Raw genomic sequence first — 15,791 nt, forward strand, 5'->3', positions numbered from 1 at the left:
ATGTTAAAAGGAATAGGCGGCTCAGCCGGTTATGGCATCGGAAAGGTTGTCATCATCAGTGATGGCAAACCGGAATATAAGCAGCATACAGTAACAGATACAGATGCTGAACTTCAGAGATTTGAGAATGCTATGGAAGTTTTTGTTGAAAAGACTCAGAAAATGGCAGATGCAATGAAAGAAAAGGTTGGAGAACATAATGCAGAGATCCTGGAAGGACATATCGTTTTGATAAGTGATCCATTTATGCAGGATCAGGTCAAGGAGTTGATCGGTAATGGCGAATGTGCAGAAGCAGCCGTTGACAGTGTATGTGATATGTTCGTATCCATGTTCTCCCAGGTAGATGATGAACTGACCAGACAGAGAGCAACTGACGTAGGAGATATCCGTGTCCGTATGCTTAAGATCCTTACCGGTACGCCGGATATTAATATCGGAGATGTTCCGGCAGGTACAGTGATCGTCGCAAAGGATCTGACACCATCCATGACAGCAGGGATCGTAAAGGAAAATGTAGCAGGTATTATCACCGAGATTGGCGGTAAGACTTCTCATTCAGCTATTCTTGCAAGAGCACTTGAGATCCCTGCTGTACTTAGTGTAGATGGTATCGTAGATCAGGTGTCCGATGGTATGATGGCAGTTGTAGACGGATGCGAAGGCGTTTGCATCTTAGAACCTGCGATGGATGAGATCGCAGAATATGAGACAAAGCGTGCAGATTACCTGAAAGAGAAGGAACTGCTTCAGATCTACAGAGGAAAAGATACAGTAACTGCTGATGGAACAAAGGTAGCTTTATATGGCAATATCGGCAATCCGGAGGATGCCAAGGGTGTTGTAGTTGCTGATGGTGAAGGCGTAGGCTTATTCCGTACTGAGTTCCTGTTCATGGGAACAGACAGCCTGCCAACAGAGGACGAGCAGTTTGAAGCTTATAAGGCAGCAGCTGAGACGATGCAGGGTAAAGAAGTTATTATCCGTACACTGGATGTCGGCGGAGACAAGGATATCCCATATCTGGGACTGGAGAAAGAAGACAATCCATTTCTCGGTTTCCGTGCAGTCAGATATTGTCTGAAAAATGAGGACAGCTACAAGGTACAGCTTCGTGCATTGCTTCGTGCGAGTGCATTTGGCGATATTAAGATCATGGTTCCGCTTGTTACCTGTGTGGATGAGATTCGACGGGTAAAAGAACTGGTAGCGGAACTTAAGAAGGAGTTAGATTCAGAGGGAATCGCATATAACAAGGATATTCAGGTCGGCGTTATGATCGAGACTCCTGCAGCCAGCCTGATCGCAGATCTTCTGGCAAAGGAAGCTGATTTCTTCAGTATCGGTACAAATGATCTGACCCAGTACACAATGGCAGTTGACAGAGGAAATGCCAAGGTTGCATATCTGTATTCCGCATACAATCCTGCTGTTCTTCGTTCCATGAAGAATGTTATTGAAGCAGGAAATGCAGCAGGCATCATGGTAGGTATGTGTGGTGAAGCAGCAGCTGATCCATTACTGATCCCACTTCTGATCTCCTTTGGACTGGGAGAGTTCAGTGTATCGGCAACTTCTGTTTTAAGAACCAGAGGCACGATCGCCAAATGGTCAAAGGCAGATGCAGATGCGCTTGCAGCAAAAGCATTGTCCTTATCCACAGAAGCTGAGGTGGCTGAACTGTTAAAAGCCTCCGCAAGATAAGCGAAAATTCCATATTTGTTTTGTTTGGAACAGAATGAAAGATATTAAAAGCAACTAGTACTATAATTACACCTATTATTCCGCAAGTCGTTTGCACTCTATTTCAACGCAGCGGTACTAAGCCCCTTGCCTATGGCAACTCGCTAAGGACCGGCGTTGAAAAAGGCTTGCTACATAATAGTGTAATATATAGTAACTGTTGCTTTTGTAATATATCGGATAGTTCCAAACAAAACAGATATGAAAGTTTCTGCAATTAGCGCAGGCGAGGCTTAAAAAGTGCATTGTTTTCTGAGACGGTTTTCTGCATATTTGAATAGCCGGGTAAATGTCAAGAATAAATTTTTTACAAAATTTGAAAGATTGAGTGTGGGTTTTCACGAATTTCTTACGAAAATTAATTTGCACTGGAATTTTATGGAAAATATTTGGTAATATTAATATAGAAACTTGAAATAAAAAGTTATTTTTTAGCCGTAGCGGCAAGACGAAACAGGGCACATATTGGCAGTTGGAGATGTTTTCAATAGGTAGAGAGGAAGATAGGTTATGTTTGAAAACGAAAAAGTGAAACATGTAAAATTTGGTGAGGGAAACGTAGTTGAATGTGATGGTACACACATCCGTATTTTATTTCAGTGTGAGAATATAGAAAAGACTTTCACTTATCCGACCGTATTTGAGAAATTTGTAAGATTTGACAGTCAGGATGCACAGGACAAGGTCACAGATGATCTGAATACCGCAAAAGAGGAAGCCGCAAAGCTGGAAAATCTCAGAAAATTATTCATGGCTGAGCAGGCAAAGAAACGGAAGCAGGAGAAAGCAGCCAAGGCGGCAAAGAAAAGATAAAGCAAGAGCACCCGGTCGGGTGCTCTTTTTTAAGGTATTATTTCCACTATGTATGGCTTTTTTTACATTTGTTTATAGGCGTTACCCCATTCGACCATAGAGTCAAGGATTGGCTTTAAGGTCTGTCCGAGGTCGCTTAACGCATATTCTACGCGTGGCGGAACTTCCGGGTATACGGTTCGGGTGATCAGCCCGTCTTCTTCCATTGAGCGAAGGCTGTCGGTCAGAACCTTCTGGCTGATGCCGGTCAGATCGCGTTTGAGTTCGTTGAATCGCCATGGACGCTGTAACAGATTTCTTATAATAAGCAGCTTCCATTTACTTCCGATCAGAGCAACGGTCGTTGCAACCGGACATTCTGGTAATTCTTCTTTTGTTAACATAACATTACCTCCATGTATTTGTTTTATATCTAACATTTATTTTGCACCCAATATTCTTTTTTCTTGTTACATCCAATTATAATCTAACATCCCATGTGTGGTCAATTAGTTACAAAAAGGTAACCGGGGTTACTTTTTGTGACCAGGTAATAAAAAAGTGCGTACTTTTTTCGAAAATCAGAATTTGTTATGTTGATAATGCAAGAGGGCAACAGCCCAAAAATAAAATTATCAGGAGGTAACAGAAGATGGCATTATCAAATATTGCAGATTGGGAAGACGATAAGGACAAGCAGGCAGGTGCAGCATGTGGAACAGCATGCGGAGCATCCGACAAACCGGCAGCGTGTGGAACAGCATGTGGAGCATCCGACAAGCCGGAGCAGAAATAAGATGAAGAAATAAGGAGGCATGGACAGGATGAGTCAGTATTTTGCATTTCAATGGCATATCACAGATGAGTGTGATCAGCGGTGTAAGCACTGTTATATATTTTCAGGGACAGGATGTAAGGAATTAAAGAGCATGACCTGGGAGCAGATGCAGGAGGTTGTGGCGAACTGTGAAGATTTCTGTAAGGTCTATCACAGAGTACCGTACTTCTATATTACTGGCGGCGATCCTATCCTGCATCCTGATTTCTGGAAATTGATGGTTCTGTTAAAGAGCAAAAATATTCCATTTACAATCATGGGAAATCCATTCTATCTGAACGATGAGATCTGTAAAATGTTAGCCGTTTGTGGCTGTGAAAAATACCAGATGTCGTTAGATGGAATGAGAGAGACCCATGACTGGTTTCGGAAACCGGGCAGCTTCGATCTGACGCTGGAAAAAGTCGGCTGTCTGAATCGGGCAGGAATCCGGAGCATTATCATGAGTACGGTTTCAAAGACAAATATGCATGAGATACCGGATATTATCGATGCAGTTGTTCAGACTGGCGTGGATGTGTATGCATTTTCAAGATATGTACCGACCGGTGGAGAGGTCGATACCAGCATGACACCGGAGGAGTACCGGGAGCTTTTGTCTGTCTGTGATGCGAAGTATAAGGCATATGAAGCGGCAGGCTGCAAGACGTATTTTAATAAAAAGGATCATCTGTGGACGTTATATGAGTATGAAACAGGAGCGTTTACGCTGCCGGAAAATGCACAGGTAGGCATGATCTATGCGGGTTGTAATTGTGGTAACTGCCATATCACGATCTCATCAAATGGTGACGTGATGGCATGCAGGCGTGTTATGGACAGCAAGGTGGCAAATGTATTTGAGGACCGGCTGGCAGATGTGTGGATCTGTCAGATGGAGAAATACAGAGATTATGAGAAATTCAGCAAATGCAGCAAGTGTGAATTAAAGGCATGGTGTAGAGGGTGTCCGGCTGTTGCAAATGGAACGACCGGGAGCTTTTACGGAGCAGATCCTCAGTGCTGGAAGACAAGAAATGAGATTACTGGGGAGGTGCTTCCATGTTAACAAGAAAACAGGGAAGAATTAAAATTGTAGAGTAAACAAACGCGAACAGGAATGCGGATGTCTGGTTATTTTGTATTGGAGGAACGATAGATGGATTTAAAAACATGCTTAAAGAAGATGCAATTGGTAGGAGTTCTTGCATTTGCAACAGTGGATAAGGATGGTGCGCCGCAGATACGGAATATCAGTGCGATCCATTATGAATCGGATGCCCTGTATTTTTATACGGCAAGGGGGAAGAATTTCTGTCAGGAACTTCTGGAAGATGGACGGGTTCAGATCCTTTGCTATACAAAATATAAAGAGATGATACGACTGTCGGGAAAGGCATATGCGGTGCGCGAGGAAGAACAGGAGAAATGGCGTGATACCATCTTTGAGGAGCAGCCTTATCTGGCAAATGTCTACCCGGGTAATACCAGAAGTATAGGTATTATATTCTGTATTGATCAGGGTGAGGTAGAATATTTTAATCTGGGCGTGAATCCGATATTTCGTGAGACATACAGCCTTGGAAATGCTATAATCCGGGAAAAGGGGTATGTGATAACAGATGCCTGTATCGGCTGTGGTAAATGTGAGAAACTCTGTCCCCAGAGGTGTATCGAGAGAGGAACACCATATAAGATCAATCAGCAGCATTGTCTGCATTGTGGAAATTGTTATGAGAACTGTCCTGTTCAGGCAATCATACGAAAGTGACAGGCGATAATATAAAAGAAGAAAAAACGGATAGTAATAACCAACTGATAGAAATAATGAAATGGATATACAGACAGAAACAGAGCGACAGATTATGAAAAAGATTAAGTATAGAAATGATAAAATAACATTTGACACATTTTTGTCCGGGACACCTGCCAGAGATTATGTGTTCCAGAAGATGCCATATGTGGAACAGATCCGGTTGGCTTCCCGGATGCTGCAGGATGCAGAGTATGTTCTGGTTGGAGCAGGTGCGGGAATGAGTGCAGCCGCAGGTGCACAGTATGGTGGAAGTTTTTTTGAGGAGAATTTTGGAGAGTTCCAGAAGAAATATGGAAAAGGTCCATATATGCAGGATATGTATTCCGCAGGCTTTTACCCGTATCCGGATGAAGAAAGCTACTGGGGCTACTGGTCGAAACAGGCGATCCTTGGCGGTATTGATCTGGATGTGACACCGCTTCATAAAACGTTTTTAAGTATGCTTTCCGGTAAGAAGATATTTGTCTTAAGCACAAATGCAGATGGTCAGTTTGTCAAAGCAGGGTTGCCGGAAGATCAGATCTTCTGCACACAGGGAGATTATTTTCATATTCAGTGCGGAAAGGGCTGCCATGATAAGCTTTATGATGCGGTAGATCTGTTCCGACAGATGGATCAGGCAAGGCAGGATTGCAGGATACCGACCTATATGGTTCCGAAATGTCCGGTGTGCGGCGGGGCTATGGACATGAATCTGCGAAAAGATCAGCATTTCGTTCAGGATGCAGCATGGTATGATGCGGAGCAGAGATTTGGAGATTTCCTGTCTGAGGCAGAGAAAGGCAGATTGGTGCTGCTGGAACTGGGCGTTGGATTTAACACACCAATGATAATTAGATTTCCATTTGAAAAACTGGTCAGAGAGAATAAAAATATCTCGATGATCCGTCTGAATCTGAATGAAGCAGTTGTGCCGGAGAGTCTTGGTGACCGCGCGGTCGGAATTAATGCAGATATGAAAGAAAGCATTATGGATATGGAAGGAAGCAGAAATTGATGAATCACGAGGAACAGAGAAAATGGCTGATCCGGAATTTGCTGGATGAAGATGCATATTATAAGAATTACAGAATTCCGGAAGATGAACAGGAACAGAAGGATCTTCTGCGCTCTCTGATGAATGTACGGATGCCGAAGAAGATCAGTCAGGAATTTTTATGGATTCAGGACGAATATCTGACAGAGGAAAATAAAAAGGCAGGAGTCATAGATTTTACAGAGCTGTCTCCGACAAAATCAGATGACCGGATCTATCTCTGGCAGGGAGATATAACAGTACTAAAGGTGGACGCAATCGTGAATGCCGCAAACAGTCAGATGTGCGGTTGCTTTCGTCCAATGCATAATTGTGTGGACAATATCATTCACTCAAAGGCAGGAATAGAGCTCAGGCTGCGCTGTAATGATATCATGCAGGCGCAGGGACATGAGGAGCCGACCGGACAGGCAAAGATCACACCGGCATTTAACCTTCCATGTAAATATGTACTTCATACAGTAGGTCCGATCGTGCAGGAACGGCTGCGGAAGGAACACGAAGAATTGCTGGCATCCTGTTATCGTTCCTGTCTGGAGCTTGCAGAAGAAAATGGAGTATCAAGTATTGCCTTTTGCTGCATTTCGACAGGCGTATTCATGTTCCCGAATAAACGGGCAGCGGAGATCGCAGTAGAAACCGTGCAGAAGTATCTGGAAGAAACAGGAAGCCGGATGCAGGTGGTATTTAACGTGTTCAAGGATGAGGATTTACATATATACAAAAGGTTACTTGAATACTGAGAATACTTACTTCATAAAAACTTCATACAAAAAAGTTCTTGACTTGGAGTAAAGTTCAAAGAGTATGATAGGAGTGTACGAAAAAGGTATACTCCTTTTTAGTATATAAATACGGAAAGCATCAGAGCATAGGCGCATAAGCGCTGAAACAAGTTTAAGTAAGATGGAGAGTGATAGTATGAAGACTACAAACAGAGAAGAATTTGAGAAGCAGAACGTATTTGGAACAGGAAATGCAAATACAGCATTTGCACAATATTTTATTGGGGATTCCTTTTTGAATCCGCTGACAGACACGAAAACAGGATTGTTTCTTGCAAATGTAACCTTTGAGCCGGGATGCCGGAATAACTGGCATATCCATCACGCAACAAAGGGCGGCGGACAGCTCCTGATCTGCACAGCCGGAGAGGGCTGGTATCAGGAAGAAGGAAAAGAGGCAGTCAGTCTTGTACCGGGAACTGTAATCACGATTCCGGCAGAGGTAAAGCACTGGCATGGTGCAAAGAAGGATAGCTGGTTTTCCCATATCGCAGTAGAAGTACCGGGTGAGAACTGCAGTAATGAATGGTGCGAACCGGTCACGGATGAAGAATATAATAAGTTAGCATAGGAAAGGTGGATCTATCATGGCAGTAAAACAGACAGCAGGAAGAACACAGCTTGGAGAATTTGCTCCAAAATTTGCAGAATTAAATGATGATGTATTATTTGGCGAGGTATGGAGCAGAGAGGATAAGCTGTCCCTCAGAGACCGGTCACTGGTAACTGTAGTTGCATTAATGGCACAGGGGCTTACCGATGAATCCTTCCGTTATCATCTGATGAGTGCAAAGGCAAACGGAATCACACAGGAGGAAATTGCAGAGATCGTTACACATGCAGCATTTTACTGTGGATGGCCGAAGGCATGGGCAGTATTTCGTATGGCAAAAGAAGTCTGGGCAGAAGAAGATAAGTAGTATAGAGTCTCTTGCATTTCTTCTAATCCTGTGGTAGTGTGAAACGAGATATACAGACAGGAGACAGCATGGAAAAGTTAATATTAATACATGTAACAGACAGCGAATACCGTAAAATACAGAATATTGCAAGCCGGATGAAGATCACCGTAGATCGGATACCGGATGAGATAGTGACAACGAATTATAAGTTGGGTGAGCTTGTAAATGGAACCTATAAAAAAGTAGCAGAAATGGCAGATGCAACGGATCAGACTGGGAAAAACGCAGCTAAACATTCTTCGAGTGCAGTGACTGCGGGTATGCAGACAAAGAGCCGGGCAGACAGCCTGATTCTTTTATGTAATTTGAAGGAAAAACGTCTGGACAAGATGCTATTCGAGCTTCGGCATGGTGATGTGAAAGTGGATTACAAGGCGATCCTGACACCGAGCAATCAGAACTGGACAGTGAAGCTTCTTATGCAGGAGCTTCGCAAGGAGCGGTTTGTAATGATGCGAAAGTAGAAAATGGAGCGTACAGAGAGAACTCTGTATGCTCCATTTTTTGTAGTGAATTTCGGTGATGCAATAGCAGATTTGCTATGATAAAGATGGCAGACATCATGTCAGGCTTTCGGCTGCTGCTGGGTGATACAGTGGATATTGCCGCCGCCGTAAGCAATTTCTTCGGTACGGACACCGACAACCTTACGTTCCGGGAACATGGACTGTACCTGACGGATTGCAAGAGCGTCATTTTCATCACCGTACTGTGGCAGGATGATGCCGCCATTTACGATCAGAAAATTCAGATAAGAGGCGATCGCAAGGTCACCGTTTTTTCTTGGAGTGCTTCCGGGAACTGCATCGACTGTTTCCATGCCCTTCAGATAAACCGGAGCTTTGGTTGTACAGAGCTTATGGACGATCAGTTTCCTGCCTTTGGCATCTACAGCATTTGACAGGGTGTGGTAAGCGGCCTGTGCTTCTTTATAGAATGGGTCAGTCGGATCATCCGTATAGATGCAGGCAACTTCACCGGGACGGACGAAGCAGGCGACATCATCGATATGTCCATTTGTCTCGTCGGGATCGATGCCGTCCTTGATCCAGATGATCGTATCGACATTCAGATAATCTTTTAATTTCTGCTCGATCTGAGCTTTTGTGAGATGAGGATTTCTTCCCTTTGACAGCAGGCACATCTCGGTGGTGATCAGTGTACCTTCCCCATCGACATGAAAAGAGCCGCCCTCTAATACGAAATCATCAGTTCGGTAAGAATCAATCTGTTCCAGTTCGCAGATCTTGGATGCGATCTGATCATCCTTATCCCATGGAAAATACAATCCGTCGACCAGTCCGCCCCAGGCATTAAAGGTCCAGTCACAGGCACGGGTTTTGCCTTTATCATTTATCAGAAAAGTTGGTCCCATATCTCTGCACCATGCATCGTTACTGCTCATTTCAACGATCCGTACGCCGGCAGGCAGCATGGTTTTTGCATGTTCATATTGTGCGGCAGATACGCACATTGTAACAGGTTCGAATTCTGAGATCGCAGCAGCTACATTTGCAAATGTTTTTTGTGCCGGTTTCGCACCGGCTCTCCAGTTGTCGGTTCGTTCCGGCCAGATCATAAAGATCTGCTTTTGTTCTTCAAATTCTCCCGGCATACGGAAACCGTCAGCCTTTGGGGTCGAGTTTGTAATAAGTTTCGCCATTCCTGTATCCTCCTTGTATCGCAAATAAAATATCCATATCGTGTTTGAAAAATCATCTCTTGCAGGCAGGAGATTTTTCAGTCTTATATTTGATAAAACAAAAAAAGGAGCAACTCATTTTCTGAATTGCTCCGTTGCATGTGTCTGTATTTATTTCTTATTACGATAGCACAGAGATTATTGAAAATCAATATGGAATTGGATCTTACAGATCATTTACCCGTCCCATGAACAGGATCATTCCGGTATCCTGATCTTCAATGACATAGACAAATGGCTGGTCAACGATGAAGTTATAGGTTTCTTCCGGTGGCATCATAGCAGTTTCCTTTATTATGATATCCGTCTCCGCGGCAGCCTTTGTTCCGTTTTCATCAACGATCACTTTTGCTTTGTGAGAAACGGAAGATACCGCGATGCCATCTGCGATCTTTGAGAAATCAGCAGAAGCATATGCAGACCGGATTCCAAGTCTGTTCAGGATATCATCCAGACCGTTGATACTCTGTTCATCTGTGAATTTTGGAAGCTGAATGGTCTCTATCTCAGGAGAATCAGCATTATCCAGAGAGTCGATAAGTGCCTGTTTCTCATCACTGCTTAAAGCATCGAACAGGTTGGTGATCGTATCGCCTTCTTTAGATGGAAGGAATACTTTCATTACAACAGAATCACCATCGTAAGGAAGTACGATTCCTTTTATCGATCCGCTATCCGCATAAGAGAATCGTTCATCGTACAGATGCATCATTGGTACGGTAGAATCTCCGTTTGTTCCGTGAAAAGTATCATCGTATGTGTTACCCTCTGTAAATGGTGTCTGCCATTTTCCTTCAAAGTAAACCGCATTAATGAGCATCATAACAGTATTTGTCGAAAGTTCATTCATGATGGATGGGATCATCTGATTTGTATGTTCATTTACCCAGTTGTTTACATCCTTCACAACCTGATCGGCATGATCCGTAAAATCGGCTTCATATATCTCACCATGGTAATAGGTCTTGGCCGGAAGCAGAAAATCATCTGAGATATTAGCCGCCCAGTCTTTTCCGGTGGTCATCCAGATGGAATTTGCAGTATTTACATATGTCTGCTTGGACCAGTCTTTGTTCAGATAGCTTTGCATTTCCGTATTCCAGGTTGAAAGATCTTTGATGCCAAGTGTTGATTCCAGTTCCGTTTTCGTTTCGCCCCCGGCACCCTGATCGAGCATGGACAGTGCACTGGAAATACTGTAAGGGGAATAAAAACAGTTGCTGTCTTTTGGAAGTGCATCATACAGGTCAAATGCAAAATTGTTGACACCGTTTTTAAGTTCCTCATAGGAATCGACGGGCGCCGGTTTTGCTCCGACTGCGATGTCACTTCCGAGTTCCTTTGATGCTAAAAGTTTTTGTTTGGTGACGCTGCCGCCATTATTATCTGCGTTTCTGCATCCTGCAAGACTTGTGCACAGACATGCACCAAGTAATAAGCTGATTATCTTTTTATTCATAAATAATCCTCCATTTCTTTCGTGGTCAGATATGAATAATACTAACATATATCAGTGAATAAGAATATTCAAAAAAATATATAGTCTTATCAATGTCCGGTTTATTTGCTTCTTTAATTTACATACGAAAGAAAATGGAGGATTTATGGAATTATTTTAAAAATTTTTATTCTTCGGTCACGGAATAGGTGGCAGCTTCATCCGATAAGGATTCCGCATCTACACCGAGATCTTTTTCCGCATTTACAAACCATGCCGGAGTATCGGAAGATACATTCATGTTGTTGAAGATATAAGTACCATCTGCATCAAACAGATATTCGGCATAGCCATAATCATCGGCAGTTCCGCCTATGACGATCACATGTGTGATATGATCGGCATCCGTGTAATCATATCGGAAGTAGGTATCTGTACTGCATTTGTCTGTGATATCGGTCTGCTGTCCGTTCAGGGTGAAATACAGTCTTCCGGCTTTCGCGGTGACATAGGTTTGATCGGTTGATTCGATACGGAAAGACATGGTAGCGTCTTCTGCATCGTATTCGACCTTCGTACCATTTGCAGTAGAGAATACCTTATGCACCCAGGTGCTTCCGGTTGCTGCCAGACAGATGCCATTTGACAGACAGAAGATGGCTGCCAGTCCGGCAACTGCGTAGGAAAGTCTGCGTGTGATCGTGTGGATCCGCAGCTTCTTTGAGCGTTCCGTGGTGATGTTGATGACTGCATCTGAGTGGATCATGTCAAATGTTTTCTTATAGCGTTCTTTATTCTGATTGTTCATAGTCCCAAGCCTCCTTTAGGGTGTCACGAAGCACGGTACGTCCGCGGTTTAACCGGACCTTTACGTTGCTTTCGCTGATCTTTAGAATGTCTGCAATTTCCTTAATGGAATAGTCTTCATAATAAAACAGATGGATCACTGTCCGGTATTTTTCCGGCAGCTTCATGACTGTTTCAAATAATTCCTGGCTTTCAGTATCAGAAAAATTCAGTTGTTCCATATAATCTTCCAATGATGTCCGGTTCCTGTGCCAGAAGGTGCGAAGCATATTTTTTGACTGATTGATCGTAACCCGGATCAGCCATGCCCGGATATGCATTTCATCGTTAAAATCCACGGCACCTGAATGATAGCGTAGAAATGTTTCCTGAACAACATCTTCGGCATCCTCCCGGTTCTGACAAATGGAAAATGCAATGCGGAACAGATTGTCCTGATACATTTGTATAACAGTTTGTGTTGGTAATCGCATAGTCACATCCTCTTTTCTTGTGTTAAAAGGCCTTTCAATAATAACACAATTCATCCGGTTTAAAGGTTACAAAAATACAAATTATACTTGCATAAAATTTGTATTGTTTTATCATTTGATAGTGTAGGTATGAAATGACAGAAAGAGAGAAAAGATAAAATGGTAAAATGTTTGTTAGTTGGCGTTGGAGGCGGCATAGGTGCAATTCTTCGATATTTGATTGGTTTAATACCGGTGGGAGCACAAAACAACTTTCCGATAAAAACATTATTGATTAATGTAATAGGAGCATTTGTTATTGGCTTAATTTCTGTGTCGGCAGAAAAGTATCAGGTATCACCACTTCTGGTTTTGACATTAAAGACGGGAGTGTGTGGTGGATTTACGACGTTTTCTACATTTGCGTTGGAAACAGATCAATTAATACAGAGCGGGAATTACGGATTTGCGATACTTTATATAGGATTAAGTGTGATATTAAGTGTTGCTGCGGTGTTTGCTGCACAAATACTTATGAAGTAACGATGAAACGATGAAGATTTATGGGAATAGAGGGCTGACGATATGGATAAGAGAGAGCAATATATAGATAAACAGATTATAGAGCAAATAATGGAACTGCGAAAGCAGCTCCACCGGATCCCGGAGCATTCCATGCAGGAAGTAAAGACAAAACAGTTGCTGATGGATTTCTTAAAATCGCATACAGCATTAGAGATCGTAGATTGTGGGGCGTGGTTTTATGCGGTGAAAAGAGCAGATGATCGGGTAACCACAGAAAATGATAAAACATTCCATGTGAGTGAAGTGGCTGCGGAAATACCAGAGCAAATGGAGGAGTATAAGCAGCCGATTGCATTCCGGGCAGATATGGATGCGGTATGTGGCAAAGATGGAAAGCCGGGGCATTTCTGTGGACATGATGGACACAGCAGTGTGCTATGTGGACTTGGCTTGTATCTGGACAGCAGAAAAGATCCGTTGGCACAGGATGTATATCTGATCTTCCAGCCGGCAGAGGAGATTGGAAAGGGTGCAGAGCTTTGCAGAAGCCTGATCAAAGAAAAGCATATCGGAGAAATCTATGGCTTTCATAATATACCGGGGAAGCCGCTTGGAACGGTACTTGTGAAGGATGGAACATTTGCATGTGCTTCAACGGGCTTAGAGATCCACATGACAGGAACGCCGAGCCACGCAGCATATCCGGAAGCTGGCAGAAATCCCGGATATGCACTTGCCGGACTTCTGCTTCAGATTGAAGAACTGACAAAGCAGTTTAATGAGACGAAGGGATTTGTCCGCATGACTTTGATCGGGATGAAACTTGGAAGTGAGAACTACGGTGTAGCGGCATCGGACGGGTATCTGAGACTTACCGTTCGAAGCGAAGGTGAACAGGTATTTCGTGAGTATCTGGCAGAGATCCGTAAGCTGGCAGAGGTTATGGCACAGAAGGAAGCTCTGGAACTTTCGATAAAGGAGATTGAACGGTTTCCATCTACGGATAATCATGCGGAACAGGTGCAGAAGATCCGGGCATGTGCGGCTTCTCACCAGATTCCATATATAGAGCTGCCTGAGCCGATGCACTGGTCGGAGGACTTTGGCTGGTACTTGCAGGAGACAAAGGGCGCATTTTTCGGCATTGGTGATGGAGAGGATTATGCCCAGCTTCATACAGAGCATTTCGAATTTCCCGATTCCATACTTGAAACCGCAGTTACTATGTTTGCCGGGTTGTGTGTTGACATAAAAGAGGGGGAATGTTAATTCTATATGCAATTTTAAATAATTATAAATGTTCACTTGTCAGATAACACAAAGCTGGTATATAATAAAAAAGAACAGAGAGGTTCGACGATGTGCGAATCCTCTTTTTTTTTATTTTATGGGAAAGTCCGTTCTATTCATAAGCTTATTATTGATGATTGAGGAATGGGAAATATGTCTTTAATAATAATTTAAGCCCAATGTGGCTGAAAGGAGAACATAATGAACAGACCAATGAGAAGACAAAAATGTGAAGTTACAGATCCGGTGAAGATTGAGCAGATCATAAAGAAAGCAGGCGTGGTTCACCTTGGTATGGTGGATGAGGGAAAGGCATACATTGTTCCATTGCATTATGGATATATTTATAAGGATGGAGGACTTACGTTATATATGCATGGCGCAACGGAAGGACGCAAATATGACGTGATCGCAGCTAATCCAAATGTATTTATCGAGATTGATACAGATATGGTACTGACCAGTGGTGGTGAAGTTCCATGTGAATATGGGGCATATTATGCTTGCGTGATGGGTGAAGGAACTGCCAGCATTCTGACCGATGTTGATGAGAAGGTTATGGGACTGGAGCTTATAATGAAGAGTCAGCTGGGAAGAGATTTTATCATTACAGAACCAATGACAAAATTAGTGAATGTGATCAAGGTTGTTGTTCCGGAATTATCGGTAAAAATGAATCAAGAAAAATAAATAGTTGGCAGTAGTTGAATGATGTAAGAGACAGAGATTAGGGAATTCAGGAGAATCCAAAATGGAAGCGAATCGTATCGAAGAAAAAATATATAAATATGGTGCGGATATCCTGGCATCAGAGGGTATGCAGAAAGAAAAAACATTTGTGCAACATGGTTCAATAACCTGTTACGATCATTCCCTGCGGGTGGCGGAGAAAAGTCTGGAGCTTGCAGAGAAATGTTCCGCATATATTGATGAACGGTCGCTGGTGCGTGGAGCACTGCTTCATGATTATTTCTTGTATGACTGGCATGAGAAGGATGGCGGACATCGGCTGCATGGTTTTTTTCATGCAGAACGAGCCTTGCATAATGCCAGACGGGATTTCAATTTGAACTTCATTGAGCGGGATATCATCCGAAAGCATATGTTCCCACTCAACATAACACCTCCAAAGTTCCGGGAGAGCTGGATCGTAACCTGGGCAGACAAGCTTTGTGCTGCTGAAGAAACTACCAGAGCCGTCCGACTTGCCTTTACAAAAACTGCCCGTGGCTGATCATAATACAGCATGCTATATATAGCTATAAAATAACATTGCGCTCGATAAAAAAACAATATCATACACATTTTTATAAGCTGTTTGCAGCCCGATAAGTGTATGATGTTGTCTTTTTTTTATTACGTTTTTTGATAGAAATTATTGATTTATGTAAGTACATCCTATAAAATATAAAAGGTTTTGTAAAAAAACGAAGAATTATCACTGGAAATGTTGATATGAATTGACAAATAAATATGAGATTGTACCCAAAAACAGAGATGTAGACATATATATTTTTATGTAACAGACCTTTTTTACGCCGGTCCTTAGCAATCTGCTATTAGCAGAGAGCTTAGTACCGCTGCGTAAAAATAGAACGCAAGTGTTCTGTGAAATAAAGAATATAT

19 protein-coding genes are annotated in these 15,791 nt (G+C 42.8%); 14 read left to right on the plus strand and 5 right to left on the minus strand.

The annotated features are described in order from the left end of the window. Positions 1 to 1,704: a phosphoenolpyruvate--protein phosphotransferase gene (gene ptsP / locus DXA07_RS02930; RefSeq protein WP_118483374.1), complete on the plus strand. Its 1,704-nt coding sequence runs from the start codon at positions 1 to 3 to the stop codon at positions 1,702 to 1,704. 549 nt (positions 1,705 to 2,253) lie between these two features. Further along, positions 2,254 to 2,556 carry a hypothetical protein gene (locus DXA07_RS02935; protein WP_118483311.1) on the plus strand — a complete coding sequence of 101 codons (303 nt, stop codon included), beginning with the start codon at positions 2,254 to 2,256 and terminating at the stop codon, positions 2,554 to 2,556. Positions 2,557 to 2,618: 62 nt separating this feature from the next. Here the strand turns inward: DXA07_RS02935 and DXA07_RS02940 are convergent, their stop codons facing one another. Next, entirely contained in the window at positions 2,619 to 2,939 is a 321-nt protein-coding gene (locus DXA07_RS02940; RefSeq protein WP_117808288.1) for a helix-turn-helix domain-containing protein, read from the minus strand. A 248-nt stretch (positions 2,940 to 3,187) separates the two neighbouring features. On the opposite strand from DXA07_RS02940, the gene acgA reads away from it, so the two are divergent. The 8 genes from acgA (at position 3,188) to DXA07_RS02980 (ending at position 8,415) form a co-directional block, all read left to right on the plus strand. Next, positions 3,188 to 3,331: an ACGX-repeat peptide gene (gene acgA, locus DXA07_RS02945; RefSeq protein ID WP_118483313.1), complete on the plus strand. Its 144-nt coding sequence runs from the start codon at positions 3,188 to 3,190 to the stop codon at positions 3,329 to 3,331. Positions 3,332 to 3,359: 28 nt separating this feature from the next. Further along, positions 3,360 to 4,421, plus strand: coding sequence for a radical SAM/SPASM domain protein, ACGX system (acgM, locus tag DXA07_RS02950; protein ID WP_118483315.1), 1,062 nt, complete (start codon positions 3,360 to 3,362; stop codon positions 4,419 to 4,421). A 90-nt stretch (positions 4,422 to 4,511) separates the two neighbouring features. Continuing rightward, entirely contained in the window at positions 4,512 to 5,123 is a 612-nt protein-coding gene (locus DXA07_RS02955) for a 4Fe-4S binding protein (RefSeq protein ID WP_117808291.1), read from the plus strand. Positions 5,124 to 5,217: 94 nt separating this feature from the next. Further along, positions 5,218 to 6,165: a Sir2 silent information regulator family NAD-dependent deacetylase gene (locus tag DXA07_RS02960; protein ID WP_118483376.1), complete on the plus strand. Its 948-nt coding sequence runs from the start codon at positions 5,218 to 5,220 to the stop codon at positions 6,163 to 6,165. After that, positions 6,165 to 6,947: a protein-ADP-ribose hydrolase gene (locus tag DXA07_RS02965; protein WP_118483317.1), complete on the plus strand. Its 783-nt coding sequence runs from the start codon at positions 6,165 to 6,167 to the stop codon at positions 6,945 to 6,947. Before DXA07_RS02960 ends, DXA07_RS02965 begins: the two co-directional genes overlap by 1 nt. A gap of 178 nt (positions 6,948 to 7,125) precedes the next feature. Continuing rightward, positions 7,126 to 7,560: a cupin domain-containing protein gene (locus tag DXA07_RS02970; RefSeq protein WP_117808293.1), complete on the plus strand. Its 435-nt coding sequence runs from the start codon at positions 7,126 to 7,128 to the stop codon at positions 7,558 to 7,560. Between the two features lie 16 nt (positions 7,561 to 7,576). Further along, the gene (locus DXA07_RS02975; RefSeq protein WP_021944795.1) at positions 7,577 to 7,909 is read left to right on the plus strand and encodes a carboxymuconolactone decarboxylase family protein; all 333 of its coding nucleotides are present in this window, start codon (positions 7,577 to 7,579) and stop codon (positions 7,907 to 7,909) included. A 68-nt stretch (positions 7,910 to 7,977) separates the two neighbouring features. After that, positions 7,978 to 8,415, plus strand: a complete 438-nt coding sequence (locus DXA07_RS02980; RefSeq protein ID WP_118483319.1) for a DUF3783 domain-containing protein — start codon at positions 7,978 to 7,980, stop codon at positions 8,413 to 8,415. 101 nt (positions 8,416 to 8,516) lie between these two features. Here DXA07_RS02980 and aguA read toward each other — a convergent pair whose 3' ends face one another. From aguA to DXA07_RS03000, 4 genes are all read right to left on the minus strand, one after another. After that, complete coding sequence (gene aguA, locus DXA07_RS02985) at positions 8,517 to 9,614, minus strand: agmatine deiminase (protein WP_118483321.1); 1,098 nt, start codon at positions 9,612 to 9,614, stop codon at positions 8,517 to 8,519. 205 nt (positions 9,615 to 9,819) lie between these two features. Then, positions 9,820 to 11,112, minus strand: a complete 1,293-nt coding sequence (locus tag DXA07_RS02990; RefSeq protein ID WP_117808296.1) for a serpin family protein — start codon at positions 11,110 to 11,112, stop codon at positions 9,820 to 9,822. A gap of 166 nt (positions 11,113 to 11,278) precedes the next feature. Then, positions 11,279 to 11,899, minus strand: a complete 621-nt coding sequence (locus DXA07_RS02995) for a hypothetical protein (RefSeq protein WP_118483323.1) — start codon at positions 11,897 to 11,899, stop codon at positions 11,279 to 11,281. After that, positions 11,883 to 12,371, minus strand: a complete 489-nt coding sequence (locus DXA07_RS03000; RefSeq protein ID WP_021944800.1) for a sigma-70 family RNA polymerase sigma factor — start codon at positions 12,369 to 12,371, stop codon at positions 11,883 to 11,885. Before DXA07_RS03000 ends, DXA07_RS02995 begins: the two co-directional genes overlap by 17 nt. 159 nt (positions 12,372 to 12,530) lie before the next feature. Here DXA07_RS03000 and crcB point away from each other — a divergent pair, with 159 nt between their 5' ends. The 4 genes from crcB (at position 12,531) to DXA07_RS03020 (ending at position 15,399) form a co-directional block, all read left to right on the plus strand. Next, the gene (crcB, locus tag DXA07_RS03005) at positions 12,531 to 12,893 is read left to right on the plus strand and encodes a fluoride efflux transporter CrcB (RefSeq protein ID WP_117808299.1); all 363 of its coding nucleotides are present in this window, start codon (positions 12,531 to 12,533) and stop codon (positions 12,891 to 12,893) included. A 42-nt stretch (positions 12,894 to 12,935) separates the two neighbouring features. Further along, the gene (locus DXA07_RS03010; protein ID WP_117808300.1) at positions 12,936 to 14,144 is read left to right on the plus strand and encodes an amidohydrolase; all 1,209 of its coding nucleotides are present in this window, start codon (positions 12,936 to 12,938) and stop codon (positions 14,142 to 14,144) included. A 222-nt stretch (positions 14,145 to 14,366) separates the two neighbouring features. Beyond that, entirely contained in the window at positions 14,367 to 14,855 is a 489-nt protein-coding gene (locus tag DXA07_RS03015) for a pyridoxamine 5'-phosphate oxidase family protein (protein WP_226801057.1), read from the plus strand. A gap of 61 nt (positions 14,856 to 14,916) precedes the next feature. Next, on the plus strand, positions 14,917 to 15,399 hold the full coding sequence (locus DXA07_RS03020; protein WP_118483325.1) for an HD domain-containing protein: 483 nt from the start codon (positions 14,917 to 14,919) through the stop codon (positions 15,397 to 15,399). Positions 15,400 to 15,791: the final 392 nt, after the last annotated feature.

The sequence above is a fragment of the Clostridium sp. AM54-37XD genome (assembly GCF_003478225.1).
GTDB lineage: Bacteria > Bacillota > Clostridia > Lachnospirales > Lachnospiraceae > Coprococcus > Coprococcus ammoniilyticus.